The organism is Devosia sp., from assembly GCF_028290625.1.
Classification (GTDB): Bacteria; Pseudomonadota; Alphaproteobacteria; order Rhizobiales; family Devosiaceae; genus Devosia.
Genome location: NZ_JAQGJM010000021.1, coordinates 85601 through 102543, shown reverse-complemented (window position 1 = coordinate 102543; position 16943 = coordinate 85601). Strand labels below are relative to the sequence as shown.

At 62.9% G+C, this 16943-nt stretch carries 17 protein-coding genes; 9 read left to right on the top strand and 8 right to left on the bottom strand.

Features of this window, described 5'->3' with window-relative positions:
* The first annotated feature begins 83 nt into the window (after positions 1-83).
* The 5 genes from coaD to queA all read left to right on the top strand — a co-directional run bounded on the left by coaD (position 84) and on the right by queA (position 3564).
* On the top strand, positions 84-578 hold the full coding sequence (coaD, locus tag JWR51_RS11880; RefSeq protein WP_299721779.1) for a pantetheine-phosphate adenylyltransferase: 495 nt from the start codon (positions 84-86) through the stop codon (positions 576-578).
* On the top strand, positions 575-1132 hold the full coding sequence (locus JWR51_RS11875; RefSeq protein WP_299747628.1) for a peptidylprolyl isomerase: 558 nt from the start codon (positions 575-577) through the stop codon (positions 1130-1132). Before coaD ends, JWR51_RS11875 begins: the two co-directional genes overlap by 4 nt.
* Positions 1133-1327: 195 nt before the next feature.
* Entirely contained in the window at positions 1328-1807 is a 480-nt protein-coding gene (locus JWR51_RS11870) for a peptidylprolyl isomerase (protein WP_299747626.1), read from the top strand.
* 188 nt (positions 1808-1995) lie between these two features.
* The gene (locus JWR51_RS11865) at positions 1996-2430 is read left to right on the top strand and encodes a hypothetical protein (RefSeq protein ID WP_299747625.1); all 435 of its coding nucleotides are present in this window, start codon (positions 1996-1998) and stop codon (positions 2428-2430) included.
* Positions 2431-2478: 48 nt separating this feature from the next.
* Positions 2479-3564 carry a tRNA preQ1(34) S-adenosylmethionine ribosyltransferase-isomerase QueA gene (gene queA, locus JWR51_RS11860; RefSeq protein WP_299747623.1) on the top strand — a complete coding sequence of 362 codons (1086 nt, stop codon included), beginning with the start codon at positions 2479-2481 and terminating at the stop codon, positions 3562-3564.
* Here the strand turns inward: queA and JWR51_RS11855 are convergent.
* Positions 3561-3977 (bottom strand): hypothetical protein, encoded by a 417-nt coding sequence (locus JWR51_RS11855; protein WP_299747621.1) that lies wholly within the window; start codon positions 3975-3977, stop codon positions 3561-3563. The genes queA and JWR51_RS11855 overlap by 4 nt on opposite strands.
* An 84-nt stretch (positions 3978-4061) precedes the next feature.
* Here JWR51_RS11855 and tgt point away from each other — a divergent pair, with 84 nt between their 5' ends.
* The 3 genes from tgt to map are packed head-to-tail and all read left to right on the top strand — an operon-like array spanning position 4062 to position 7626.
* A complete protein-coding gene (tgt, locus tag JWR51_RS11850) occupies positions 4062-5189 on the top strand; it encodes a tRNA guanosine(34) transglycosylase Tgt (protein WP_299747619.1) in 1128 nt (375 codons plus the stop codon).
* Between the two features lie 36 nt (positions 5190-5225).
* Complete coding sequence (gene pgi, locus JWR51_RS11845; RefSeq protein ID WP_299747617.1) at positions 5226-6866, top strand: glucose-6-phosphate isomerase; 1641 nt, start codon at positions 5226-5228, stop codon at positions 6864-6866.
* Between the two features lie 4 nt (positions 6867-6870).
* Entirely contained in the window at positions 6871-7626 is a 756-nt protein-coding gene (gene map / locus JWR51_RS11840) for a type I methionyl aminopeptidase (protein WP_299747615.1), read from the top strand.
* On the opposite strand, the gene JWR51_RS11835 is transcribed toward map, so the two are convergent.
* From JWR51_RS11835 to phnA, 7 genes are all read right to left on the bottom strand, one after another.
* A complete protein-coding gene (locus tag JWR51_RS11835; RefSeq protein WP_299747613.1) occupies positions 7623-8150 on the bottom strand; it encodes a hypothetical protein in 528 nt (175 codons plus the stop codon). The two genes, map and JWR51_RS11835, sit on opposite strands and share 4 nt — an antisense overlap.
* A 148-nt stretch (positions 8151-8298) precedes the next feature.
* Positions 8299-9963 carry an ABC transporter ATP-binding protein gene (locus tag JWR51_RS11830; RefSeq protein ID WP_299747611.1) on the bottom strand — a complete coding sequence of 555 codons (1665 nt, stop codon included), beginning with the start codon at positions 9961-9963 and terminating at the stop codon, positions 8299-8301.
* Positions 9960-10889, bottom strand: coding sequence for an ABC transporter permease (locus JWR51_RS11825; RefSeq protein WP_299747609.1), 930 nt, complete (start codon positions 10887-10889; stop codon positions 9960-9962). Before JWR51_RS11825 ends, JWR51_RS11830 begins: the two co-directional genes overlap by 4 nt.
* Positions 10886-11743, bottom strand: a complete 858-nt coding sequence (locus JWR51_RS11820; RefSeq protein ID WP_299747608.1) for an ABC transporter permease — start codon at positions 11741-11743, stop codon at positions 10886-10888. Before JWR51_RS11820 ends, JWR51_RS11825 begins: the two co-directional genes overlap by 4 nt.
* Before the next feature lie 31 nt (positions 11744-11774).
* The gene (locus tag JWR51_RS11815; protein ID WP_299747606.1) at positions 11775-13295 is read right to left on the bottom strand and encodes an ABC transporter substrate-binding protein; all 1521 of its coding nucleotides are present in this window, start codon (positions 13293-13295) and stop codon (positions 11775-11777) included.
* A 17-nt stretch (positions 13296-13312) separates the two neighbouring features.
* Complete coding sequence (locus JWR51_RS11810; RefSeq protein ID WP_299747604.1) at positions 13313-14611, bottom strand: alkaline phosphatase family protein; 1299 nt, start codon at positions 14609-14611, stop codon at positions 13313-13315.
* A complete protein-coding gene (gene phnA, locus JWR51_RS11805) occupies positions 14608-15849 on the bottom strand; it encodes a phosphonoacetate hydrolase (protein WP_299747602.1) in 1242 nt (413 codons plus the stop codon). The genes JWR51_RS11810 and phnA overlap by 4 nt, the downstream gene beginning before the upstream one ends.
* 119 nt (positions 15850-15968) lie before the next feature.
* On the opposite strand from phnA, the gene JWR51_RS11800 reads away from it, so the two are divergent.
* Positions 15969-16907 (top strand): LysR substrate-binding domain-containing protein, encoded by a 939-nt coding sequence (locus tag JWR51_RS11800; protein WP_299747600.1) that lies wholly within the window; start codon positions 15969-15971, stop codon positions 16905-16907.
* Positions 16908-16943: the final 36 nt, after the last annotated feature.

The window sequence follows — 16943 nt, the reverse complement described above, 5'->3', positions numbered from 1 at the left end:
GCAAATGCGTCGATCCGGGCACCCCGCGCTTGCCTTGACTCACCCACCGTGACAAAACCCGACAACAACTTGGGGAGGGCACGATGAGCAAATTGGTGGGCTTTTATCCCGGCTCGTTCGATCCGGTGACCAATGGCCATCTCGACGTCATCGAGCGGGCCTGCAAGCTGGTTGATACGCTGGTCGTCGCCGTTGGCATCAACTCGGGCAAGAAAACGCCCCTTTTTGCCCACGAGGACCGACTGGCTCTGCTCGAACAGGTGCTGGCGCCGGTGGGCAAACGCACCGATACCGAGTTCAAAATCGTCGACTTCGGCGGGCTGATGGTCACCGCCGCACGCGAGCATGGGGCCAAGCTGATCATCCGCGGGTTGCGCGATACTACCGACTATAATTACGAGATGCAGATGGTCGGCATGAACGCCCAGATGGCGCCCGACCTGCAGACCGTTTTCCTGCCGTCCAGCCCGCCCGTGCGGCACATCTCGGCCACATTGGTGCGCCAGATAGCCGAAATGGGCGGCGACATTTCCGCCTTCGTCCCGCAGCTTGTTCTCAAGGCCCTGAAATCCAAATGATCGCCATTTCCCGCCGTCTGTTTGGTGCGCTCGCCATTGCCGCCGCCACCGTTTTCGCCGCTCCCGCCTGGGCCCAGACGCCCGCCGGCACGCCCCACCTGATCCTGACGCTGCCCAAGGGCGATGTCGATATCGAGCTGCTGCCCGACCTGGCGCCTGCCCATGTCGAGCGCATCGTCACCCTGACCAATCAGGGCTTCTATAACGGCCTCAAGTTCCACCGCGTCATCGATGGCTTCATGGCCCAAACCGGCGATCCCAAGGGCGACGGCACCGGCGGTTCGGACCTGCCGGACCTGAAGGCCGAATTCACGACTTCGGTTTCCTTCCAGCGCGGCGTGCTCGGCATGGCCCGCGCCTCCGATCCCGATAGCGCCAATTCGCAGTTCTTCATCACCTACGCGGATGCCAGCTTCCTCGATGGCCAGTACACCGTGTTCGGCAAGGTCGTTTCCGGCATGGAAGCCGTGGATGCGCTGAAGAAGGGCACCGACCAGAGTGGTGTCGTCGATGGTCCGGACAGCATCATCTCGGCGAAGATCGAATATAAGTAAGCTCGAGCTTCACCCCTACCTAACCTCCCCCTGGAAGGGGGAGGAATCGTTTTGTGGCTTGGCGAGATGTGCCACAGACTCGGTCTGTTCCTCCCCCTTCCAGGGGGAGGCCAGGTGGGGGTATGCCTTGCACCGCAAGCCCATTCCCCTTACATGCGCACCACGCATTCCATAAAAACTCAGAAAGTGAGCCCCATGGCCGATTACGCTGATCCCGAAAACACCCTCGTCATCGAAACCACCAAGGGCAAAGTCGTCATCGCCCTGCGCCCCGACCTGGCGCCCAACCATGTCGCCCACATCAAGAAGCTTGCGCGCGAAAACTTCTACGACAATATCGTGTTCCACCGCGTCATCGACGGCTTCATGGCCCAGACCGGCGACCCGCGCGGCACCGGCACCGGCGGCTCGAAGTACCCCGACCTGAAGCAGGAATTCTCGGCTGAGCCGCACGTTCGCGGCACGGCGTCGATGGCCCGCTCGTCCAATCCCGACAGCGCCAATTCGCAGTTCTTCATCTGCTTCGCCGACGCGCCCTTCCTCAACAAGCAGTATACTGTTTGGGGCAATGTCATCGAAGGCATGGAAAACGTCGACCAGATCAAGCGCGGCGAGCCCGTGCAGAACCCCGACAAGATGGTCACCGTCCGCGTCGCGGCTGATCTGACCGAGTAAGTGAGAATACCCCCACCCATCCTCCCCCTGAAGGGGGAGGAGCCGTCTTGTGGCCGAGACTCGATCGAACCCCAAGAGTGGCGAGAATCCTCCCCCTGCAGGGGAGGATAGGTGGGGGCTGCTTCCCGTCCCTCAGCTTGCGTTCAGCTTTCCTGCGCCAGAACTGCGCCAGATCGGGAATTTTGACCATGCGCCTTCACTCCTCGGCACTCATCGCCGTCGCCTGCATGTCCGCGACGCCGGCTCTGGCCTTCGAAACCTTTGACTGCGCCGATGACAGGGGCGAGGTCACGCTTGAATTCGACCATCAGCACGGCGAAGCGCCGTTCCAGCGCGTGCAGATGCAGATCGTCGACGACATCGGCGTCTCGACCGATCCGGCCCATCCTGATTTCGATGGTGAATATATCGGCAAGCAGTTTTCCGGCACGGATTTCCAGGGCGTCGACGTCAACTGGAAGGACGAGACCGACCGCGAGCACAAGGCGCTGTCGCTACGCTTGGTGATTGCCTCCGAAGGCCAGGTCACCCTCGTTACCGGCGCGCTTGCTGTCGATGGCGGCGGCGTCTGGCCCGTCAGTTGCACCGTGCGCGGCGGCCGCTCGGCGGCGGAGGTATGGTAGTCCGATAAAGCACTTCGATGTCCGCATAAGCCGTGCTAACCACGCCGCATGCGTGTTTCCGATTTCGACTTCGACCTCCCCGAATCCCTCATTGCGCTCCATCCGGCCGAGCCGCGCGATTCTGCGCGCCTGCTGGTGGTGGACCCGGTCCATGGCCTGTCCGATCGCCATATTCCCGATCTGCTCTGGCTGTTGAAGCCGGGCGACGTGTTGGTGATCAATGATACGCGCGTGCTGCCAGCCGAACTACGCGGCACCCGTATTCGCGGCGACAACCGCGCCTCGGTGTCGTTCAACCTGCACAAGCGCGACGATGCCCATACCTGGCGCGCCTTCGCCCGTCCGGCCAAGCGGCTGGCGCTGCTCGACCGGCTTGAACTCGGCAATGGCGATGGCACGGCGCTGACTGCTCGGGTCGCCGGCAAGGGAGAGACCGGCGAGGTCACACTGGAATTCGATCTCGGTGGCGCGGCGCTCGACGAGGCGATCAAGTCGCACGGCGCCATGCCGCTGCCGCCTTATATCGGCGCCAAGCGCGCTATCGAGGATCGCGACAAGACCGACTACCAGACGGTCTATGCCGCCCATGACGGCGCCGTCGCCGCGCCCACCGCCGGGCTGCACTTCACCGAAGAGCTGCTGCAAAAGCTGGCCGATCACGGCGTCACAATCGAGCGGGTGACGCTCCATGTGGGAGCAGGGACTTTCCTGCCGATGAAGGCCGAGGACACCGACGATCACGTCATGCATGCCGAATGGGGCGAGATCGACCAGGCGACTGTCGAGCGCATCTTGGCCGCCAAGGCCGCTGGCGGTCGCATCGTCGCGGTTGGCACCACCAGCTTGCGCCTGCTCGAATCCGCCTCAGTGCGCACCGGCGCGCTGAAACCGTTCAGCGGCGATACCTCGATTTTCATCACGCCGGGCTTCCGCTTCAAGACGGTCGATGTGCTGATGACCAATTTCCACTTGCCCAAGTCGACGTTGTTCATGCTGGTCAGCGCTTTTGCGGGCATGGATGTCATGCGCGACGCCTACCAGCACGCCATCGCAAAGGGCTATCGGTTCTATTCGTATGGCGACTCGTCGCTGCTGATGCGCGCCGAGATGCCGGAAGACGAGAACGGGCTTTAGTTCGCGCCCTTGTCCAGCGTCAGCTCGCCGGTAAAGCCGCAGGCGGCGCCGTGGTACTGCATGCAGCCCGGGCCTTCCTCGATAACGAGCTTGCCGTTTTTGAAGGTCATGGCGACTTCGCAATATTCGTCGCTGAATTCGTCTGCTGGGTCGTAGTCTTCGTTAGAGGCGTAAAAGGTGCCTCCAGCCTTGTTGAGTTCCGCGCTGCCGTTGACCTCGCCGGAGCAACCGCCCATGCCGTCTTCGATCGGCGTCGCCGTCGACAGCTCGATTTCGGTAAAGCCGTCCGCTCCCGGCGCCTGGATGACCGCTGTCAACTCGCCCTCGCCACTGCCCGCATAGCTGCCTTCCTGCGCGTAGGCGACAGTGCTCAGGGCCGCGAACATCATGGCGGCGGACAGTAGGCGAAGCATGGGCAACCTCGGTGTTGGCGCGGTGCCATAATCGGCTGCACGCAGTGGTTGTTACCATTGGCGCGACCAGCTAGAAACCCCGCCATGAAACAAGTGACTTTTACCCTTTCCGCCACCGACGGCATGGCGCGGCGCGGCCGCATCGATACACCGCGCGGCGATATCCAGACCCCCGCCTTCATGCCCGTGGGCACGCTCGGCACCGTCAAAGCCATGTATCCCGAACAGGTACGCGAAACCGGCGCCGATATCCTCTTGGGCAACACCTATCACCTGATGCTGCGGCCCGGTGCCGAGCGCGTTGCCGGGCTTGGTGGTCTGCACACCTTCATGGACTGGCAGCGGCCGATCCTAACCGATAGCGGTGGCTTCCAGGTCATGTCGCTCAGCAAGCTGCGCAAGTTGACAGAGAAGGGCGTGACCTTCCGCTCGCATATCGACGGCACCGCGTATGAGCTGACGCCCGAGCGTTCCATCGAGATCCAGACGCTGCTCGACAGCGACATCATTATGCAGCTCGACGAGTGCATCGCGCTACCGGCCGAGTACAAGGAAATGGAGCGCGCCATGGAGCTGTCGCTCCGCTGGGCTGACCGCTCCAAGACCGCGTTCAACAACCAGCAGAACCGCGCGCTGTTCGGCATCGTGCAGGGCGGGGACTCTGCTGAACTGCGTGCCCGTTCAGCGGCAGGACTGACCTCAATCGGCTTTGATGGTTACTCGGTCGGCGGCCTCGCCGTGGGCGAACCACAGGAAGTCATGTTCCGCGTCATCGAAGAGATCACGCCGGAGCTGCCGACCGATCGTCCGCGCTACCTGATGGGCGTCGGCAAGCCCGATGATATTCTGGGCGCCATCGGGCGCGGCATCGACATGTTCGATTGCGTCCATCCGACCCGGGCTGGCCGCCACGGTCATGTCTATAGCCGGTTCGGCGTCATCAACCTGAAAAACGCCCGGCATAAGGATGATCATCGTCCCATCGACGAAGCGTCGCCCAATTCCAATTGCCGCCGTTTTTCGCGCGCCTATCTTCATCATCTGGTCAGGACCGAAGAGATTTTAGGCGCAATGATCCTTTCCCAGATCAACCTGGCCTATTATCAAGAGCTGGTCCAAGGGGCCCGCGCGGCGATAGAGATCAATAGTTTTTCCGACTTCGCCGCCGCGACCCGTTCATCGTGGGACGCCGGCGACCTGCCGCCGCTCTAAAACCGTCTATCCAGCGTTCAGAAAAGGTTTATCGACATGGCAAAATCAGGGCGCAAGGCCAGTTTCGCGTCGCTCGACAAGCATAAGAAGCGCCTCGCGGAAACGCCGATGCGCGTTCAGTTCGCCATCGATCCGAACCGCTTCAAGCGCTATTCCGCCACGGCCGGCGACCTGCTGCTCGACTATTCCAAGAACCGCATCGACGAAGACGTGATGGCCGCCTTGTTCGACCTGACGCGGGCCGCCGGCGTCGAGGAACGCCGGACCCAGATGTGCGAGGGCGAGCATATCAACATCACCGAAGACCGCGCCGTGATGCATATGGCGCTGCGCTATCAGGGCGATAAGCCGGTTCCGGTCGACGGCAAGGATGTGATGCCCGATATCCGCGCCGTGCTGTCGCATATCGAGAGCTACACCAATGACGTGCGCAATGGCGTCATTCGCAGCCACACCAACGAGCAGATCACCGATGTGGTGAACATCGGCATCGGTGGCTCGGACCTCGGCCCGGCCATGGTCACGCTGGCGCTGGAGCCCTATACCCGCGCCGACCTGCACGCGCATTACGTCTCCAATGTCGACGGCGCGCATATCCATGACGTGCTCAAGCGGCTGAAGCCGCAGACGACGATGTTCATCATCGCGTCCAAGACCTTCACCACCGACGAAACCATGACCAATGCCGCCTCCGCCCGGAAGTGGATCGCCGACGCTCTAGGCGATCATGCGGTCGCCGATCATTTCGCCGCCGTTTCGACCAATATCGAGGCCTGCAAGGGCTTCGGCATCCGCGAAGACCGCATTTTCGGTTTCTGGGACTGGGTCGGCGGGCGTTATTCGATCTGGTCGGCCATCGGGCTGCCGGTGGCGCTGGCCGTCGGCTACGAGAATTTCGCCAAGATTCTCAAGGGCGCCGATGCGATGGATCAGCATTTCCTGACCACGCCGTTGGAGCAGAATCTACCCGTTATTCTTGGCTTGCTCGGCGTCTGGTATCGCAATGTCTGGGGTTTTTCGACCCAGGCCGTGATCCCCTACGACCAGCGCCTGTCGCGCCTGCCGGCCTATCTGCAGCAGCTCGATATGGAGAGCAACGGCAAGTCCGTGACGCTGGGCGGCAAGGCCGTTGGCTGGTCGACCGGCGCCATCGTCTGGGGCGAGCCGGGCACTAATGGCCAGCACGCCTTCTTCCAGCTGATTCATCAGGGCACCGACGTTATCCCGACCGATTTCCTGATCGCCGCCAAGCCGCATGAGAGCCTGCCGCCGCATCACGACAAGCTGGTTGCCAACGTGCTGGCGCAGTCTGAAGCGCTGATGCTGGGCAAGACCGAGGAAGAGGTTATCCTCGAACTCAAGGCGCAAGGCCTTGATAAGGGCAAGATCAAGGAGCTAGCGCCGCATAAGGTGTTCCCCGGCAATCGCCCGTCCAACACGCTGTTTTATCCGCAATTGACGCCAGAAATGCTGGGTACGCTGGTCGCCATGTATGAGCACAAGGTGTTCGTCCAGGGCGTCATCTGGAACATCAATTCCTATGACCAGTGGGGCGTCGAACTCGGCAAGCAGCTCGCCAAGGCCTTGTTGCCAAAGGTAAAAGGCGAGGCCAGCAGCGACGGTCACGACAGCTCTACAAAGGGCCTGTTGGGCTACTATTTGAGCCACAAGGGCTAAGCATTTGACGATCGAAACCGACGAGCAACTCGAAAAACTCAAGGCCATCGGCCGCATCTGCGCCCTGACCCGCGACGCCATGGCAGCCGCCATGCGTCCGGGCATGACTACGGCGGAGCTTGATGATCTGGGCCGGATTCTACTGGCCCGGCACGGGGCGCTATCGGCGCCGCAGATCACCTATGATTTTCCGGGCGCCACCTGCATCTCGATCAACGAGGAAATCGCCCACGGCATTCCCGGCGATCGGGTGATCCAGCCTGGCGATCTGGTCAATATCGACGTGTCGGCGGAAAAAGACGGCGTCTTCGCCGATACCGGCGCGTCTTTTGTCGTCGCGCCCAGCAGCAGTAAGCTCGACGCGCTGTGCCGCGATGGCAAGAAGGCCATGTGGGCCGGTATTCGTGCCGTGCGGGCAGGGGCGCCGCTGGCCGACATCGGCGACGCCATCGGCAAATTCGCCAGCAAGGGCGGCTATACGCTGATCCGCAATCTCGCCAGCCATGGCGTCGGCGACAGCCTGCATGACGAGCCGGGCGAAATCTCGACCTGGCCCGACAAGTCCGAACGCCGCCGTATGACCAATGGCCTAGTGTTCACCATCGAGCCGTTTTTGTCGCTGGGCGGCAGGATGGCCGATCAGAAATCGGCGGATGACGAATGGACGCTGGTGGCTCGGCCGTCAGCGCCTTGCGTGCAGTATGAGCATACGGTGGTGGCAACGCCGCGCGGTGCGGTCGTGGTAACACTGGCCGCCTAGAGCGAGACCAGCAGCACCGGCGCCAGGATGATCATGGCAAGCGCCGCGACGAGCCGCATGGCGCCCCAGCCGCGGAAGGTTGCGTTGCGCAAGAGCGACGACAGCACGAAGAACACGATCAGCGCGATTGCCAGACGGTTGATGCCCGGCAGCGCCAACTCGGTGCCCTGCGACAGCCGTACATAGCCCCAGAGGCCGGCCAGCACGCCGAACATCGCGGTGATCAGCAGGCTCATCGCCTTGGCAATAATGAGCATCGCCATATCGATGGTGACGCTGGTCAGGATCAGGCTGATGCCGCTGCCCATCACGAACATGGCGCCCAAAATGACGAACAGTCGCGTCTCCGCCAGCGCGGGGATGATCGCGCCAAGATCGAGGCTCGGCAGCTTGCCGATCACCGGCACGGCCCCGCCATAGGTACGGAACAGGACCAGCAGATAGACGACGGCCATAGTGCTGACGGCGAAGATGAGCAGGCTCACCACCATCACCTTGACCAGATCGATAGTGTCCTGGGACATGGGCTAACCGCCAGATGGAAGGAGAATGGCACGCCGGGAAAGGGTCGAACCCCGCAACTCAAAGCGATGAAAAATCAATTGCTTTGGCCAGTTGTTAGCCCACGCTGCTCGGCAGCGTCAAGCTCACGCCGAGTTCCCCTCCCGCCTCCTAGTGCGTCAGCAGCGCCTCGGCCGGCTGGATGGCCAGCACGCCGGCGGACGGGCGCGGATGCGAACCAACTCCCTCCAATGCTTCGGCCGCGGCCAGAAGTCCGCGGGTGTAGGGTTGGGTCGGCGTATCGAAAACGGTCCGTACCGGGCCTTCCTCAAGAACCTTGCCGGCGCGCATCACCATGACGCGGTCGCAAATTTCGGCGATGACGCCAAGGTCGTGGCTGATGAACAACAAGCTCAGCGAGCGGCTGCGCTGCAACTCCTTGAGCAGCTTTATCACCTGGGCCTGGATGGACACGTCCAGCGCGGAGACGATCTCGTCGCAGATGAGCACTTCGGGCGACAGCGCGAGGGCGCGGGCGATGTTGACGCGCTGTCGCTGGCCGCCCGACAATTCGCGCGGCAGACGCCCCAGCAGGGTGTCCGAAAGGCCCACCTCGTTCAGCAGGGCGACGATGGCGTCGCGCCGCTGCCGATGCGGCATGCCGGTGATGGCGAAGGGCTCGCCTATCGCCTTCTCCACGGTCATGCGTGGATTGAGCGCGCCGTAGGAGTCCTGGAAAATGTATTGCAGGCGCGCGCGCATCGCGGCGGGCATCGATCCGGGATTGACCAGGCGTTTGCCATCGAAGGAGATCGAGCCGCCTTCGATCGGCGTGAGGCCGACTATGGCCTTGGCAATGGTGCTCTTGCCGCTGCCGCTTTCGCCCACAATACCCAGGGCACTGCCGCGGGGCAGCGACAGGCTGACCCCATCGACGGCGGTGACGCGCCGCGCAAAGGCATTGTGGCCGGGATAGGAGACGGTGAGGTCCTCGATTGAGAGCAGGGGCGCTGCCTGGTCCGGCTTGCCACCGGAATTGGCGACGGCATCGAGTCGCGGCCGGCTATCGAGCAGCATCTGGGTGTAGGCGTCGCGGGGCTTGGCAATGACGCTGGCGGTTGGCCCGGCTTCCACCGTGACGCCCTTGCGTAGCACGACCACGTCATCGGCGTGGGCGGCGACCACGCCAAGATCATGGGTGATCAGCAGCATGGCCATGCGCCGTGCCTTCCTGAGCGAACTGAGCAGCTCCAGGATTTGCGCCTGCACGGTCATGTCGAGCGCCGTGGTGGGCTCGTCGGCGATGAGCAGGCTTGGGTTGCCGGCCAGGGCCGAGGCGATCGCCACGCGCTGCTGCTGGCCGCCGGAGAGCTCGTGCGGATAGCGGCGCTCGATATGGGGTATGCTATCGAGCCCCACTTCGACGAGCAGTTCGCGCACTCTGCGCCGCGCGCCATCGCCCCGCTGTCCGGGCGGCAGCGACTCGCGGATCTGCTTGAAGACGGTCATCAGCGGATCGAGCGCCGCGGCGGGGTCCTGGAACACCACGGCGATCTGCCGGCCGCGGACCTGGCGCAATTCAGCCTCCGACAGCGTCAGCAGGTCGCGGCCGCCGAACATCGCGGTGCCCATGGTTTCGATCTGGACGCCGGCCGGGGTGAGGGCGAGCAGCGACATCGCCGTCATCGATTTGCCCGATCCGGACTCTCCCACGAGAGCCAGGGTGCGGCCTTCGGCGATGCTGAACGACACGCCATCCACGACCCGGGCCGTGCCGGCATTCGCCGTGATAGTGACGCGCAGGTCCGAGACTGCGAGCAGGGGAGCTTGGGTCATGATGTCCTCAGGCGGGGGTCGACGAGTTTGCGGATGATTTCGGTCATGAGGTTGGCGAAGATCACCGCCAGCCCCAGCCAAATGATGATGGCCTGCACGACCGGATAGTCGCGGCCCTGGATCGCCTGCAGCGTCATGGTGCCAAGGCCGGGCAGGCCGAACACGACTTCCATGGTGAGGGCGCCAGTAAAGATGCCGGCTAGCATCATGCCGATCAGCGCGATGGTGACCGAGAGCGCGTTGGGCAGGACGTGGCGCAGGATGATGCGGGAACGGCTGAGACCCTTGGCCCGAGCGGCGCGGACATATTCGCTCGACTCGACGTCCTTCATGTCCTCGTAGAGCATCTTGGCGAGGCTCCCCGTCGTATCGACGCCAAGGATGATGGCCGGGACGAGGAAATTGCCGATAGCCGGTATCCAATCCAGCCATACAGCAAAGACGATCACCGACATGATCCCGATCGAGAATGTCGGCATGGTGATGGACCAGATGGTGATGAACTCGACGATCCCAACAAAGATCGATCGTGGAAACAGACAGGCCAGCGTGGGAAGGCTGATGCCGAAGATGAGGCCAATCGCCAGGGCGGTGGCGCCGAGCATCAGTGTCGAGGGCAGGACGATGGCGAGCAGGTCGACGATGGGCCGGTTATAGCGCGACGACTCGCCAAGATCGCCGGAGAGGATCATGCCGCTCCATTCGCCGAACTGGGTGAGCCAGGGCTGGTTGAGGCCGAGATCTTCGCGCATCGAGGTCTGCTGCGAATAGGTCAGCGAGCCCTCGACGCCGCGCACGTCGACGACATCGCCGGGGATCATGCGGATGACGAAAAAGGTGAAGATGATAATGCCCAGCGCGATGGCGAGCGAGCGCAGGATATCGAGGCCGATGGAGCCCAGCAGACGCAGCAGATGCGGGTTCATAGCGTGACACTCTTGCGGGAGACGTTGAAGCGTTTGCGGATGGAATTGCCCACGATGGCCAGCGCGAAAGTGACCAGCGACAGCGCGATGATGGGCGCGAGCGCGGCGTGCGGGGCCTCTTCGATGTAGGAGGTGGCGCTGGCGATCATGCGGCCCCAGGTCGGGGTTTCGGGCGAAACGCCCAGGCCCAGGAAGCTCAGCACCGATTCCGAAACGATGCAGCGCGGCAGGATCATGGCGAACTGGGTGATGAGAGCGCCGGCGATGTTGGGCAGCACATGCACCAGCGCGATGCGCAGGCGCCCGGCACCGAGCACCTTGGCTGCGGATGTATAGGGCTGGGCCATCTGCTGCAGGTAGGTGGCGCGGGTGATCAGGGCAAAATTGGGAGCGAAGGACACGCCGAGCGCCAGCACCACGGAGCCGACGCCGGGCTCAAAGGCGACGATGCAGGCTAGGGCGAACAGAATGCCGGGCAGGGCGCGGATCAGGTCAATGAAGGCAAAGAGGGCAATTTCAGTCGGCCGCCCCAGCGCCATGGCGAGCAGGGCGATGACGGAGCCGATGACGAGGGCCACGAGCGCGGCGCTGGCGCCGTAGAAAAGGCTGAGACCGGTGCCGACGACCAGGCGGGAATAGACATCCTGCCCTGCGTCGTCGGTCCCCAGGATGTGGCCGTTACCAGGGGGCATATTAACGTCGGCGCTGAACATCAGCGGGTCCTGGGTGATGAGCCAGGGGCCGGCGACGGCCACCACGAGGGCGACCGTCACGATGATGTAGGCGAGCACAGTCAGCGGGCTGTGGCCCGACAATGATGGACGGAAGGTTCTGGGAGCGGCTTCGACCGACATTTTCGGGCCCTTCGTTTAGCTTGGACTGGGATCAGTGCTCGATCCAGGTGAAGGCAAGACCGCCATCGACCCGGTGGGCGGAGTTGTTGAAGCCAACCGTGAAGTCATGCACCTTGGGGCTGATGCCGAAGGCCGAGGGGGCCTGGTTGATGCCGAAGGTGTAGTGCTTGTCCATCACGAGCTTCCAGGCATCGAGATAGAGCTTGCGGCTGGCATCTGGGTCAGGGTTGGAGGCAGCCTGGTTGATCAGGGCGTCGAGCGCGGGATCCTGGATGCCGCCCCAGAGGCCCGGATTGGGACCATCGCTCATCATGCGGACGTAGCGCAGGAAGATGTCGTTACGGGCGCCCGAACCACCGGGATAGATGTCCCAATCGAATTCCGACAGGGCGCGCTGGTAGCCGAGGTCGTCGAACGTCTTCATATTGACGCCAAAACCGAGCTGGCGCAGGACCTGCGAAACGAGCGGGCCGAACTTGCTACCGGCAGTGGTGACCACATAGAGGTTGTAGTCGGCCGGCTTGATGCCCTCTTCCGCGATGATCTGCTTGGCCTTTTCGAGATCGGGGGCATTGTGCAGATCGTTGGCGGCGAGATCGGCGTCGAAGAAGAAGTTGTCCTTGCCGACCGGCTGGTTGCCGGGCTCACCGTATTTGCCGGAGAGGATCGTGGAGAACTGATTGCGGTCGATAGCCCATTCGAGCGCTTCGCGGATGCGGACGTTATCGAACGGGGGACGCGGATTGCGATTGTTGAAGGAGACGAAGTTCCAGCTCGTGCCGCCCAGGAACTGGATATCGAAACCGGCTCCCTTGAGCAGTTCGATCTTGTCGAGCGGAACGTCGGCGACATCGTAGTCGCCAGCACGCAGGCCGAGCGTGGGATCGGCCGTCTCGCGCACGTCGAATTCGACGGCGTCGAGATAGGGCTTACCCTTCATCCAGTAGTCGGGGAACTTGGAGCCTTTGAGCACCAGTTGCGGGGTCCAGCTATCGAAGGTGAAGGGACCGGTACCGATCGGCTGGGTGATGACATCATCCCAACCCGGAGATTCCGGGGCCAGGATCCAGGCTTCGGCGATCAGGTTGAGGAAAGGCGAGAACGGCGAGGACATCTTGACGATGAAGGTCGCGTCGTCCGGCGTCTCGAAGCTTGCGACATGCGTCATCGCCGTGGTCAGCCAGCCGGCTTCGACCTTGTCGCGAATGCGCTCGAAATTGGCCTGGATGTCCTTGGCGGTCATGATGCGACCGTTGTGGAACTTCACGCCCTGGCGGATTTTGAAGGTGTAGGTCAGCCCGTCATCCGAAACGGTCCAGCTTTCGGCGAGCAGTGGCTTGGGGCTGCCGTCCTTGGCGATCGAGGTCAGGGTTTCGGCAAAGGGATGCGGCAGGGAAATGGTGCCGGTGTGACGGTGGAAATCCGTCGTATCCAGCGTGCCCCAATTCAGGTGCAACGTGCCGCCATATTCCTGGGCGGCGACCGGAAGAGCCGGCAGAGCCGCCTGTCCGATCAGCAGCGTCGCTGCGAGCGCGAGCAGTAACTTTTTCATTGAGAACTCCTGGAGGATCAGTTCTGAGGGAGGGCCAGACCGTCCATGCCGTCCCGGGGAAGGCCCAGGAAACGCATGACCGTAGGTGCAATATCGATCAAGCGTGTGACGCCGTGTTCGACTGTGCCAGGGGCGAAACCGCCGCCATTGGCGACTAGGAATGGATGGCGTTCGTAGGCACCAAGCCCGCCGTGGCTGCCATAGCCTTCGGGCTTGCCCGGCTTGTCGTCGCTGACACACAGCGTGATCTGGCCGGGAACGCCCAGGGCGTTGGGCTCATTGTTGCGCGCCATGGCCAGCGCAATGGTCAAGCCGTTGCCGGGGCGCTGGCCCAGCTGCAGCATCTCGTCACCGTAGAAGATCTCGGCGGCCCAGGGCTGGGCCCGCAGGAAATTCAGGATCGCCGGGATGCGATCCTTGGCAGCATCGGCCACATAGATCAGCCCGCTGCCGCCCTGCGGCGCCACCACCACGTCGGTGCTGTCGTCGCTGTCCTTGAGGCCGGCGTCGATCAGCCGCGCCGCGACCGCAACGCGGGCGAAGACGGTTTCCTGGCCATGGTCGGAACCGAGCAGGAACAGGATGTCCTCGCCCTCGGCACGCAGCCGTTCGACCGTGTCCTCGACATGGCCAAAGGCCCGGTCGGCGCAGGCAATGCCATCAAGATGCGTCTGCGAACCGAGCTGATCGGCATGCATTGCCGAGTCGGGGTTGGCCAGCCACAGCACCGACAGGCGTGGCTTGCGCACGCTCAGCACATCGTCGCAGAACCAGTCGGCCAGCGCTTCGTCGCCCGCATAGTCATGGCTGACGACGGGAGCCTCATCCAGGCCCAGCACGCGGCCGCCGGGGCCGAACGAGCCGGCACGATGCACCACATGCCCGAAATAATCGGGATCGTGGAAATAGGCGGCGCCCGGCGACACGTTGGAGGCGATGATCGCACCACCATAAGGCGCCAGCCGTTCGGCCATGGTCGGCACTTTCAGCGTGCGGCCGAAGGCATTGCGCAGCTTGCCCACAAAGGCCGGGTCGCCGACATCGTGCACGCGAAAACCGTCACCATCGGGCAGGCCCATGGAATTGCCGTGCAGGCCATGGTTGGCGGGCCAGCAGCCCGTCGCGATGGAGGCGGCGCTGGCGCGCGTAGCCGAGGGGAAAATGGCAGTATGATTGGCGAAGCGGCGCGAGCGCGCGGCGAAATCGGCGATTCGCGGGCAGGTATCGTCGCGAACGAAATCGTTGCGATGGCCGTCGCAGATCATCAGGACGACGCGCTTGTTGGCCTCGGGGGCCGGCGAAAGAGAGGTGGTCACGGCGTCACTCCATTGATGGCGTAGTCAAAAATATCGAAATTGCGCAGCCCTGCTTCGGCGCGAGCGGCAAAGGCGGGGTCGAGGGGATGCGAAAGGATGAAGGGCACCTTCTGCTCGGCCGTGCCGCCATGCGACCGCAGCCGGTGTCCGGCAAGCGCCGATAGATCATGCTCGGCCGCGGCCGCACCGAGCGCAAAGCCGGGTGCGGCGATAACGACGATGTCGCCTTCGCCTTCCTCCGGCAGCTCGTAAAGCGCACAGGCCTCCGGCCCGAGTAGCGCCTGCTCGACGCCGTCCAGTCCGGCCAGATGGTGCTGCATCGCGGTCATGTCGAGGGCGTCATTGCGCCGATAGACCCGCACGAAGCCGCCCAGCGAGGCGTGGTGGCGCACGAACGGATCGGTGATCGGGCAGATCACGCGCGCCGCACCCGGCCCGAACGCCCGCTCCAGCTCGTCCTGCACATAGAGCACCCGCGCGGAACCGTCCGGCCCGGCCATGTCGTTCATGCCGTGATCGGCGACGATGCCGACGACAGCACCCAGTTTCAGTAGGCGCCCGATCCGTGCATCGACCTCACCCATGAAGGCGATCGCTTCGGGCTCTTCGGGGGCGTGCTTGTGCTGCACATAATCGGACAGCGACAGGTAGACGATGTCGCAGTGCTGGCGTTCGAGCAGCGCCACGCCCGCATCGAGCACGAAGAGCGACAGATCGGCGGAATACTTGTCCGGCCGCTCCCATGCGCCGATGGGGCCGATCGCCGCGATGGCGGCTTCCGGGGATTCTGCCGAGAGGGCGATGCCTGTATGATTGCGCGCCAGCGATCGCAGCAGCTTGTCCTTGGCCGTGACCACGGCAACATCGGCGCCGGTTGCCGAAAACCGCGCAAAGATGGTTTCGGCCTTCATCTGGTGGCCGTCGAGCACCATGACTTCGCGGCCGGTCGCTCGATCGAGATAGTAATTGCCCGACACCCCGGTCACCGCCGGCGGGGCACCGCAGGCAATGGCGACATTGTTGGGATTGGTGAAGGTGGGCATCGCCGCCAGCGCGGTGCGATGGAAGCCGTCACGCATCATCCGCGACAGGTTGGGAATGGCATGTGCCTGTTCGGCCGCGACCAGATAGGCCGGATCGCACCCGTCAAAGCATATGACGACTACCGGCGCCACGGGCCAGCGATAGTCGCGTCCGTTGATGCTCAGCGCTGGGGAAATTTCACGATCGCCCGTCAAGACAAAACTCCGGTCATATGAACGTCACCCGCAAAGGCCATAGTGACTCCTTTGCGGTTGCCTGCTGCAGTATTGCTAAGTACATGACGGCTATTATGGTGATGAAATGAAGTACGTAAATGGAATTTTACGGCAGGATATGTGAGCTAACGGAAAGCATGTCCATAAAACTGCCACCAATGAAATCATTGATCGCTTTCGAGAGTGTTGTTCGTCTTGGAAGCGTCACAAAGGCCGCTGAAGAACTATTCGTAACTCACGGTGCAATTAGTAAACAAATTGCAGCACTGGAGAGTTGGATTGGCCAGCCGCTGTTTCAACACAACCGCAAATCCATGCAGTCAACGCCCGAAGCTCTTGTGCTGGCGAAAGCGGCTAGTCAGTCCTGGGACCTGATCGACGCGGCGGTTCGCGATCTGCGCGGCGACAAAGGCGCCACGGTGCTGCGGGTTCTGGCGCCATCGACCTTCGCCATGCGCTGGCTCATTCCTCGGGCATGGAGTTTTTCGGAGCGCTTTGAGGACATCGCCATCCAAGTCCGCCAGACCGATAGCCTCGAAACCTGGCTCGATATCGCTTTCGACGTCGCTATCCGATCCGATCAACAGGTGCCGTCGCACCTGACGGGAACGCAATTTCTCCAGGACCAGCTCATTCTAGCGGTATCGCCGAATGCGCCCTCCATGGCCAAGCTTCGCACACCCGCAGATTTGACGAAGGTGCAAATGTTGCGCGCCCTGACCCGGCAGGGGGAACTGGATACCTGGCTTGCGGCGGCGGAAGTCAATCCGAGCGCAACGCGCAGCAGCGCCTTCCCGCATTTCTATCTGGCATTGGAGGCCGCACTGGCGGGGGCGGGGCCCCTGGTCTGTCCGCTCGAGACATTGGGTGACTTGCTGGCCAAGGGGGAGCTGATCGAGCCATGGCCGCACATAAGGGTGCCCGGTCCGAGTTATGTCGCAATCTATGACTCGGGCTCGGCCCGCGCCAAATCGGCGCGTACCTTTGTGAAATGGCTCGCCGATACCAGCCGAACCTCGGTCCGGACCGCGTCCTGATCCCGAAAGGTCGGAACGCAGACAGCACTGTCGCTA

Excerpts from the sequence above, each read along its gene's own strand:
- pgi (WP_299747617.1), top strand. The coding sequence starts at position 5,226 with ATGGCAAAATCAGGGCGCAAGGCCAGTTTCGCGTCGCTCGACAAGCAT.
- JWR51_RS11800 (WP_299747600.1), top strand. The coding sequence starts at position 15,969 with ATGGAATTTTACGGCAGGATATGTGAGCTAACGGAAAGCATGTCCATA.
- JWR51_RS11855 (WP_299747621.1), bottom strand. The coding sequence starts at position 3,977 with ATGCTTCGCCTACTGTCCGCCGCCATGATGTTCGCGGCCCTGAGCACT.
- JWR51_RS11865 (WP_299747625.1), top strand. The coding sequence starts at position 1,996 with ATGCGCCTTCACTCCTCGGCACTCATCGCCGTCGCCTGCATGTCCGCG.
- queA (WP_299747623.1), top strand. The coding sequence starts at position 2,479 with ATGCGTGTTTCCGATTTCGACTTCGACCTCCCCGAATCCCTCATTGCG.
- JWR51_RS11870 (WP_299747626.1), top strand. The coding sequence starts at position 1,328 with ATGGCCGATTACGCTGATCCCGAAAACACCCTCGTCATCGAAACCACC.
- JWR51_RS11820 (WP_299747608.1), bottom strand. The coding sequence starts at position 11,743 with ATGTCGGTCGAAGCCGCTCCCAGAACCTTCCGTCCATCATTGTCGGGC.
- JWR51_RS11815 (WP_299747606.1), bottom strand. The coding sequence starts at position 13,295 with ATGAAAAAGTTACTGCTCGCGCTCGCAGCGACGCTGCTGATCGGACAG.
- tgt (WP_299747619.1), top strand. The coding sequence starts at position 4,062 with ATGAAACAAGTGACTTTTACCCTTTCCGCCACCGACGGCATGGCGCGG.
- JWR51_RS11875 (WP_299747628.1), top strand. The coding sequence starts at position 575 with ATGATCGCCATTTCCCGCCGTCTGTTTGGTGCGCTCGCCATTGCCGCC.
- JWR51_RS11830 (WP_299747611.1), bottom strand. The coding sequence starts at position 9,963 with ATGACCCAAGCTCCCCTGCTCGCAGTCTCGGACCTGCGCGTCACTATC.
- JWR51_RS11835 (WP_299747613.1), bottom strand. The coding sequence starts at position 8,150 with ATGTCCCAGGACACTATCGATCTGGTCAAGGTGATGGTGGTGAGCCTG.
- JWR51_RS11825 (WP_299747609.1), bottom strand. The coding sequence starts at position 10,889 with ATGAACCCGCATCTGCTGCGTCTGCTGGGCTCCATCGGCCTCGATATC.
- coaD (WP_299721779.1), top strand. The coding sequence starts at position 84 with ATGAGCAAATTGGTGGGCTTTTATCCCGGCTCGTTCGATCCGGTGACC.